Origin of the sequence: Phaeovulum vinaykumarii (assembly GCF_900156695.1) — a bacterium.
Taxonomy (GTDB): Bacteria; Pseudomonadota; Alphaproteobacteria; order Rhodobacterales; family Rhodobacteraceae; genus Bieblia_A; species Bieblia_A vinaykumarii.
Map to the genome: position 1 here is coordinate 19,904 of NZ_FTOM01000014.1, position 7,671 is coordinate 27,574.

Below are 7,671 nucleotides of genomic sequence, written 5' to 3' on the forward strand. Positions count from 1 at the left end.
CTTATAGGCCCTTAGCGAGCGCGTCGATGTCGCGCAGATGCATGATCAGCCCGGCCATCTGGTCGATGTGGATCATGTTCGGCCCGTCGCAGGGCGCATTGTCGGGATCCTGATGGGTCTCGATGAAGAGCCCGGCTACCCCAACGGCGCAGGCCGCGCGAGCCAGCGCCGCCACAAACCTGCGCTCGCCGCCGGAGCTGTTGCCGCGCCCACCTGGCTGTTGCACCGAATGGGTGGCGTCGAAGATCACCGGGCAGCCGGTCTCCGCCATGGTGGGCAGGCCGCGGAAATCGTTGACGAGCGTGTTGTAGCCGAAGGAGGTGCCACGCTCGCAGAGCATGACCTGCGTGTTGCCGGTGGAAGCGATCTTCTCGACGACGTTGCCCATCTCCCAGGGAGCGAGGAACTGGCCCTTCTTGACGTTGAGCGGCTTGCCGGTGGAGCCGGCAGCCAGCAGAAGGTCCGTCTGGCGGCAGAGGAAGGCGGGGATCTGGATCACGTCCACCGCCTCGGCGGCGGCGGCGCAATGCGAAGTCTCATGCACGTCGGTGATCACCGGGCAACCGAAGGTCTCGCGCACCTCGGAGAGGATGCGCAGACCCTCCTCCATTCCAATGCCGCGTGACGAGCCGATCGAGGAACGGTTGGCTTTGTCGTAGCTCGACTTGTAGACGAAGCGCGTGTCGGAGGCGGCGCAGGCCTCCGCGATCTTCTCGGCCATTATCATGGCGTGGTCACGGCCCTCCATTTGGCAGGGGCCGGCGATGAGCGCGATGGGGGCCTTGCCGCCGAAGGCAACGTCGCCGACCATGACGGTGCGGGTGTCAAGTGCTTCCATGTCTCACAGATCCTTCAGGACGGATTCGATGCGGGCGACATCCTCGGGGTTGTTGAGCTCCCAGAACACGCGGCCCCGGCCCTCGACGATGACGCAGCGCACCTTCACCGCGTTGGCGAGGAAGCGCAACTGCTCGAGACCTTCGTAGGTCTCGAGATCGGAGATCGGCCAGGAAGTATAGGCCGCCAGTGCCGCCGGGCGGTAGGCGTAGACACCGACGTGGTGATAGACGGGTATGTCCCCGCCGGGCACCTTGTGCGGATCGATGTAGGGCAACACTTCCTTGGAGAAGTAGAGCGCGTGCCCCCTGGTATCGAAGACTGCGGTGGTGCCGCCGACTCGACCGGCGCGTCTGTCCTCGACGAAATGGCCGTAGGTCAGCGGATCGCATTGCAGCACCGGGGTGGCGACCTGCGCCTCGTGGTCATCCTTCATTGCCTGGATCAGGTCATCGACGAACCAAGCCGGGGTTAGCGGTGCATCGCCCTGGAGGTTGACCACGAGGTCCGCCTCGACGAGGCCGCTGTGCAGGGCCTCGGCGCAGCGCGCGGTGCCGTTCTCGCGCTCGGGGCTGGTCATGATGACCGAGGCGCCGAAGGCCTCGGACGCGGCCTTGATGCGGTCGTCGTCGGTCACGACATGCACCTCGGCCACACCTTGCACATTGCTTGCGGCCTCCCAGCTCATCTGGATCAGGCTCTTGCGGGTGCCATCAGGCTGGTTCAGCTCCACCAACGGCTTGCCCGGATAGCGGGTCGAGGCGTATCGGGCGGGGATCAGAATCACGGTCTTCATCGGGCTACCTTGTCTAATGCCGGTCTTCCCAAGCCAAACTTTTTCTGGGCAAAACGTCTCTGTTAACGGACCGGAGCCGATCATTTTAGGCCGGCACGCAACAGGTCGTGCATGTGCAGAATGCCCACTGGGCGCGCTGCCTCGTCCACCACCGGAAGCACGTTGATCTTCAGGCGGTTCATGATGGCCAGCGCCTCGGCGGCGAAATCGTGGCGGGTGACGGAGGTCGGAGCCTTCGTGGCGATATCGACGGCGACATGGTCTAGCAGGTTGCCCATGTGACGCCGCAGGTCGCCATCGGTGATCAACCCGACAAGCCGTTCGTCCTCAGTCACCAGCGCCGTGCCGAAGCCGCGCGAGGTCATCACCAAGAGCACTTCTGGCATGAGCGTGTCGACGGAGACCAGCGGTAAGTCGGCGGCCCCGTGCATCAGATCCGCGACGATGGCCAGCTGCAACCCGAGCTTGCCGCCGGGATGGTAGTTGCGGAACCGTTCCGGCGTGAAGCCCCGGCTTTCCATCAGCGCCACCGCCACGGCATCGCCGAGTGCTAGGGTGATGGTCGTCGAGGTTGTCGGCGCCATGCCGATGGAACAGGCCTCCTCAGCCTTCGGGATCAGCAGCTTGAAGGTGCCCGCCCGCGCTAGAACGCTCTCGGGGTTCGAGGTCACGGCCGCGATCGGGATGTCGAACCGCTTGCAGTAGTCCAAGAGGTCGGTCAGCTCGGTGGTCTGGCCGGAATTGGAGATCACGAGGCAGATGTCACCGGGCACGATCATGCCGAGATCGCCGTGGCTGGCCTCCGTAGCATGGACGAAAAAGGACGGCGTTCCGGTGGAAGCTAGAGTGGCCGCGATCTTGCGCCCGATATGGGCGGACTTGCCTACGCCGGATATGATCAGCCGCCCCTTGCAGGCTAGCACCGCCTCGACGAAGGGCGCGAAATCCGCCGGCAGTTCGTCGGACAGTCGTGTCAGCCCCGCAATCTCGACGCTCAGTACCCGGCGGGCGGTCTCCTGGGGGGATGGAAGCCTGTCTTTCATGAGCCTTGGGTCCTACTCGGTATAAAAGATCTCTCTTGCAGGATCGGGCGCAATGAATTCGGCCTGCAATGTGCGTTCAAGCCCCTCCTCCAGTGTGAAGGGAGGTGTGAAACTGTCCAACTCGTCCTTCGCGCTGGCAAAGCTCGAGGCGGCGGTGAACTTCGTCACACGGATAGCGCTGATCGGGAAACGCTTGCCGGTCAGCCGGGCCACGGCATCGAACAGATGGCCGATGGCGAGCCCCAGCCAGCGCGGAAGGCGAGGGCCAACATTCGGCGTTCCCTTGAGCTTGCCACGCACGAGAGTGACAAGCGCGTTCATGTCAGTGTCCGGTGTGTCGACGTAGTTGAAGGTGCCGCGCGTGCGGTCGCTGTGGATGCAGGCATCAAGGAAGGCCACGACGTTGCCCACGTAGGCCATCGACTTGCGGTTGGTGCCGTCACCGATCATCATGAAGCGCCCAGAGGCGATCTGGTTGAGCAGGTTGAAGACATTGCCACGGTTGCCCTCGCCGAAGACCACCGTCGGGCGCACCACCATGAGCGCGCGGTTCTCGGGGTCCGCGCGGTGCCAGGCGTCCAACACTTCCTCGGCGCGCCATTTCGTGCGGCCATACTCGTTGAACGGGTTGATCGCACCATTCTCGCCGGTGCCCACTGGCGCAAAACCGTAGACCGCCACGGTGCTGGTAAAGACAATTCGGGAGATGCCGCGATCCGCACAGAGTTCCGCGATGTTGTGGGTGCCGTCGACGTTGGTCGTTTCGTAGGCGCTGGGATCGCTGGCATCGTCGGTGTGGACGGCGGCGAGGTTCACCACCAGGTTCCCGGTCAGCGCCTGAGCCAGTGCAGCCTTGTCGCGGATATCGGCGATGCGCGTCTTCTCGGGAAACCGGCGGCTCTGCTTGAGATCTACAATCTCGAAGGGGATCTGCCGATCAGCCAGCCGCTGACAAAGGTTAGTCCCGATGAAGCCTGCCCCTCCGATAATTGAAATCTTCTGCATTTATACTGAGCTCATCTTAAAATCCGGAAATTCTCGTGAGTGACGACGCTGAAGCTATCTGATACTTTTTCTCGGAAAGCTATCCACTTTTCGGGCGGGGTTTCCTGAAAGAACGGTAGAATCGCATCCGCGAACTGCTTTTCCGTGTGGTAGTGACGATTGTGGGTGACGCATTGGTTCATGACGGTGTTCAGTCCCGGCATCTGGTGGATCGGGTTTAGGATGAATCTGTCTGGCTCTGATGTCCAGATCTTGCAGATGTATTCGTAAGGTGTAAGGCCTCCGAGTGTCTTGAGCCTTCGTGCGAAGTTGTAGGCCGCCATGAAGTCCCCCAAGTGGGTGCGGAGCTGGTCATGGCTTTCGTAATGGAAGCGCTTAACCGTGGCCTCTTTGATCGTGCGGTTCATCCGTTCGACCTGGCCATTAGTCCATGGATGGTTGGGCTTGGTCAGCCTGTGCTCAATCCCGTTTGCTTCGCAGATCACATCGAAGCGCATCGGCCGGGAGTAGATGGTGTTCCTGTTCCGAGGTTGCTCTGCGAACTGAATACCGTTGTCGGTGAGAATGGTGTGAACTTGGTAGGGCACGGCTTCCAGCATGTGCTGGAGGAATTCCCAGGCTGTTTTCCGGTCGGCTTTATCGACGAGCTGGGTCACGGCGAACTTGCTCGTGCGGTCGATGCCAACGAACAAATATAGTTTGCCTTCAGCGGTCTGCACCTCGGCAATGTCGATGTGGAAGAACCCTATGGGGTAGCGTTTGAACTTCGCCCGCTTCGGCTTGTTGCCCTCCACATCAGGCAGGCGCGAGATGCCATGTCGTTGCAGACAGCGGTGCAGCGCAGATCGCGTCAGATGCGGGATCGAGGGCTGCAGAGCGTAAAGGCAGTCGTCCAACGGCAGCAGCGTATGGCGCCGAAACGCCACGATCATCGCCTCCTCATCCTCGGACAGGACGGTCGAACGGGGCTCTGTCGGCCCTGTCTTCATGTCTTCGACCGTCGCGCGCTTGCGCCACTTCGCGACGGTCTTGGCGTTAACACCCAGTTCCCGGCTCAGCTGCGCGATCGTAGCTTGCGATCGCTGTATTGCTGCTCTGACAGCGTGCGTGGTCGTGGCGCTGCCGTGACGAACTTGTCCCATAGAGCATCCTTCCATTCCAAAGAAAGGATCGCACCATCAAACCGTGGGATCAAACACCTAGCGAGGAATTCATGAACGTCTGGGCCCTGTGGTAAGCATGGCGGACGCCGGCGGTTTCGATGGCCAGATGGCCGGCACCAGCGGGGCCAGATCGGGGGTCGCCGGGATGCAGCAGTGCGCGCCCTGGGCCACGAACAGCGCCGAGGCGAAGTCATGCCGCCAGCTTGGGTAGGGGGGCGATCATCTGCATCTGGAAAAAACCCTTGCAGGATCGCGGTGTCGGCTAGCACGACCGCAAAGGCGATGCTGTAGAGCCCGAAGGTCGCCGGGGCGAGGCCGGCGACCAGCGCCAGCAGAAAGACGAATTCGCTGGGCTGGAAATCACCTGTGCGCCCGCGGCCAGCGCCACGGGGCTGCAGCGCCTCGTATTCCGCGCGCTTGCGCTTGAGGAAGACGAGGGTGCTCTTGATCCGGTGGGCAAGGCCCGTGGGGGTCAGGATATAAGCATAGCGACGCCGGTCCTAGGCGGCGGCGTGATTCCCCAGCTTGACGAAGCCCTTGTCGATCAGCGCCGCCAGCACGTAATGCATCCCGCCGATGCTGATGCCAACCGCCCGGGCCAGCTCGCACTGCGACATCTCGGGGTTCTCCCGCAACAGGCGTAGGACGCGGAAATGCGTATCTTCCTGCAGCTTGCTGTTCATGTGGCGGATGTTCCCGGGCTGCGGCACCGGACGGCCTGCGGGGAGGGCGCGTTCCAAAAGGAGGAGGGACTGCACGATGCCGGTCTGCTGGGGCGCATCGATGCCGTTCTGCATTTCGCCGGGTTGAAGGCGGTGGGCGACAGTGTCGAGCGGCCGCCGTGATGGAAGCAGCCTATCAGCCGCCCACCGTGCGGCGGCGCTCGATGGAACGGAGCGTCATATCATGACGGATACTTCGACCAGACCGTGGCCGCTGCATCCCCAACCCCGGTCCCATGAGGATCGCCGTGCCTATCTTCGTCGTCTTGCGGAGACCTACGGGGCGGACTATCGCCGCTTCTGTCGTTCCATGTTCGGCTTGACCGCGACGGAAATCAGCACCTTCGGCCAACTGATACCTGACAGCGCCCTGCATCGTCTGGCGGCCGGGACCGGGCTTCCGGCCGACCAGCTCCGGGATATGCAATACCCGAAGATCATGAATGACGCCGTGACCGAAATGCGCGCTTACTTCGAGAGCGATGAGGGGCGGGAGTGGTTCGAGCACTGCTTTGGCGAGAGCGAAGGCCGTCCGTCATAGGATCGTTTCCCGGCTTCACCGGAGCCTGTCCGTCAACCTTGCTCTGGAACGGCAAATCGGACAGTGTCCGGATTCAACGAGAAACAGGACATGCGCAACTCATGACCGCCATAGGCTATGCAAGGGTCTCGACCGGAGATCAGGATACCGCCCTGCAACTCGATGCCCTGCGCAAAGCCGGTTGCGACAAAGTGTTCGAGGACAAGGCGTCGGGGGCGAAGACCGAGCGCCCGGGATTGGCGGACGCCATCCGCTATGTCCGCGAGGGCGACACACTCACGGTCTGGAAGCTTGATCGCCTCGGCCGGTCGATGAAGCACCTGATTGAGATCGTCACCGAGTTAGAGGAGCGCGGCGTCGGCTTCCGGTCCATCACGGAGAACATTGACACGACTACGCCCGGCGGCCGCCTGGTCTTCCATCTGTTTGGCGCACTCGCACAGTTTGAGCGTGATCTGATCCGCGAAAGAACCCGCGCCGGCCTTCAGGCCGCCGAGGAGCGAGGTCGTCGCGGCGGCAGACAGGCGGTCGTGACCCCGGAAAAGCTGGCGAAGGCTCGCCAGCATCTCGCGGCCGGGCTGAATGTCAGGGAAGCGGCCGCGCGCGTGAAGGTCGGAAAAACCGCCCTCTACGCCGCGCTTCAGCAGGAGAAGGCGGCAGCGTCATCTGGCAGTAGTCACGAGAGTTATCGACGGGAACTATGACACCGAAGGCCTCGACAGGCAGACCGCTGATCGCGTCCAGCACAGATGATGTGTCAATTTGAGCCTAAAGCTGCCGATCACATGAGCCACAGCCCATCACCAGCTTTCCCGCGTTACTTTCCAAGAACTTCGTCGTCCCTCTACCGGGCCTTAGAGCGCGCTGGTGTGAGCTACTAGATTTGGTTTCTCGGTCTAGAAATAGGGCTTTTCGCGTTTTCTTACGCAAGGGATTGCAGAATCGGACGGCCAACGTCATTACTAGTAACCATGAGTGGTGATTCTGAAAAAATACGGAAGGGCGTGGCCGCGCACCGACAAAGGTTGCGGGAGGCCGGTCGAACCTTCGTAAACACCGATCTTCCCGTTGAGCTGGTCGCGCGACTTGACCAGATCAAGGAAGCTAGGGGCGTGTCATCGCGCGCGCCGATCATCGAGGAAGCGTTGAGGTTCTACATCGAAGCGAAGCAAGGGACATAACGACGAAGCCCCTGACCGCTGGTAACGGTCAGGGGCTTCTTAGGTCGTCAGACACACCGTAGAAATGGGGCGAAAATTACATCCCCTTATTTACGCTAGAGCACTCTTATTCGCAAGGTCGATTCTTGCGAAAACAGGGGAGTTTTGTCCGCCGTCCTTGTCGTCATGTCCTTCAAAAGAAGGACGAGGATATGTTGAGGACGCAGATCGCGGCCGCTATCGGCTGCGCGCGCGGGCACGCGCTTGATGAGATTATGCGGGAGGTCTGGACGCGCTACAGCGCGGGCCAGCTCACCGAGAACGAGGCTGGCGAGCTTTCCACGCAGGCCCATGAGCGGCGGAACGGTTCGGGGGGATCAGGTCAGACTGCCTTTAGCCTGGTC

Annotated in this window: 10 protein-coding genes; 4 read left to right on the forward strand and 6 right to left on the reverse strand. The window is 61.8% G+C overall.

Annotation, left to right across the window (positions count from 1 at the left end):
- Window position 1: 1 nt before the first annotated feature.
- From kdsA to BW949_RS17500, 6 genes are all read right to left on the reverse strand, one after another.
- On the reverse strand, window positions 2-838 hold the full coding sequence (gene kdsA, locus BW949_RS16965) for a 3-deoxy-8-phosphooctulonate synthase (RefSeq protein ID WP_076367882.1): 837 nt from the start codon (window positions 836-838) through the stop codon (window positions 2-4).
- A 3-nt stretch (window positions 839-841) separates the two neighbouring features.
- Window positions 842-1,633, reverse strand: coding sequence for a 3-deoxy-manno-octulosonate cytidylyltransferase (locus tag BW949_RS16970; RefSeq protein WP_076367884.1), 792 nt, complete (start codon window positions 1,631-1,633; stop codon window positions 842-844).
- Window positions 1,634-1,713: 80 nt separating this feature from the next.
- A complete protein-coding gene (locus tag BW949_RS15985) occupies window positions 1,714-2,676 on the reverse strand; it encodes a KpsF/GutQ family sugar-phosphate isomerase (protein WP_076367886.1) in 963 nt (320 codons plus the stop codon).
- 12 nt (window positions 2,677-2,688) lie between these two features.
- Window positions 2,689-3,681 (reverse strand): NAD-dependent epimerase/dehydratase family protein, encoded by a 993-nt coding sequence (locus tag BW949_RS15990; RefSeq protein WP_076367888.1) that lies wholly within the window; start codon window positions 3,679-3,681, stop codon window positions 2,689-2,691.
- A gap of 11 nt (window positions 3,682-3,692) precedes the next feature.
- Window positions 3,693-4,823, reverse strand: a complete 1,131-nt coding sequence (locus BW949_RS15995; RefSeq protein WP_235816342.1) for an IS481 family transposase — start codon at window positions 4,821-4,823, stop codon at window positions 3,693-3,695.
- A 521-nt stretch (window positions 4,824-5,344) separates the two neighbouring features.
- Complete coding sequence (locus tag BW949_RS17500) at window positions 5,345-5,641, reverse strand: winged helix-turn-helix transcriptional regulator (RefSeq protein WP_235816343.1); 297 nt, start codon at window positions 5,639-5,641, stop codon at window positions 5,345-5,347.
- Window positions 5,642-5,750: 109 nt separating this feature from the next.
- Between BW949_RS17500 and BW949_RS16005 the strand changes: the two genes are divergently transcribed.
- From BW949_RS16005 to BW949_RS17255, 4 genes are all read left to right on the forward strand, one after another.
- Window positions 5,751-6,107: a TniQ family protein gene (locus BW949_RS16005; RefSeq protein ID WP_076367892.1), complete on the forward strand. Its 357-nt coding sequence runs from the start codon at window positions 5,751-5,753 to the stop codon at window positions 6,105-6,107.
- 101 nt (window positions 6,108-6,208) lie between these two features.
- Complete coding sequence (locus BW949_RS16010; RefSeq protein ID WP_076367894.1) at window positions 6,209-6,811, forward strand: recombinase family protein; 603 nt, start codon at window positions 6,209-6,211, stop codon at window positions 6,809-6,811.
- A gap of 267 nt (window positions 6,812-7,078) precedes the next feature.
- Window positions 7,079-7,288 carry a ribbon-helix-helix protein, CopG family gene (locus BW949_RS16015; RefSeq protein WP_076367896.1) on the forward strand — a complete coding sequence of 70 codons (210 nt, stop codon included), beginning with the start codon at window positions 7,079-7,081 and terminating at the stop codon, window positions 7,286-7,288.
- Window positions 7,289-7,479: 191 nt separating this feature from the next.
- Window positions 7,480-7,671: hypothetical protein (locus BW949_RS17255; protein WP_459562045.1), on the forward strand; the 192-nt coding region annotated here is incomplete at its 3' end.

Excerpts from the sequence above, each read along its gene's own strand:
- kdsA (WP_076367882.1), bottom strand. The coding sequence starts at position 838 with ATGGAAGCACTTGACACCCGCACCGTCATGGTCGGCGACGTTGCCTTC.
- BW949_RS16015 (WP_076367896.1), top strand. The coding sequence starts at position 7,079 with ATGAGTGGTGATTCTGAAAAAATACGGAAGGGCGTGGCCGCGCACCGA.
- BW949_RS15990 (WP_076367888.1), bottom strand. The coding sequence starts at position 3,681 with ATGCAGAAGATTTCAATTATCGGAGGGGCAGGCTTCATCGGGACTAAC.
- BW949_RS17500 (WP_235816343.1), bottom strand. The coding sequence starts at position 5,641 with ATGCAGAACGGCATCGATGCGCCCCAGCAGACCGGCATCGTGCAGTCC.
- BW949_RS16010 (WP_076367894.1), top strand. The coding sequence starts at position 6,209 with ATGACCGCCATAGGCTATGCAAGGGTCTCGACCGGAGATCAGGATACC.
- BW949_RS16005 (WP_076367892.1), top strand. The coding sequence starts at position 5,751 with ATGACGGATACTTCGACCAGACCGTGGCCGCTGCATCCCCAACCCCGG.
- BW949_RS15985 (WP_076367886.1), bottom strand. The coding sequence starts at position 2,676 with ATGAAAGACAGGCTTCCATCCCCCCAGGAGACCGCCCGCCGGGTACTG.
- BW949_RS15995 (WP_235816342.1), bottom strand. The coding sequence starts at position 4,823 with ATGGGACAAGTTCGTCACGGCAGCGCCACGACCACGCACGCTGTCAGA.
- BW949_RS16970 (WP_076367884.1), bottom strand. The coding sequence starts at position 1,633 with ATGAAGACCGTGATTCTGATCCCCGCCCGATACGCCTCGACCCGCTAT.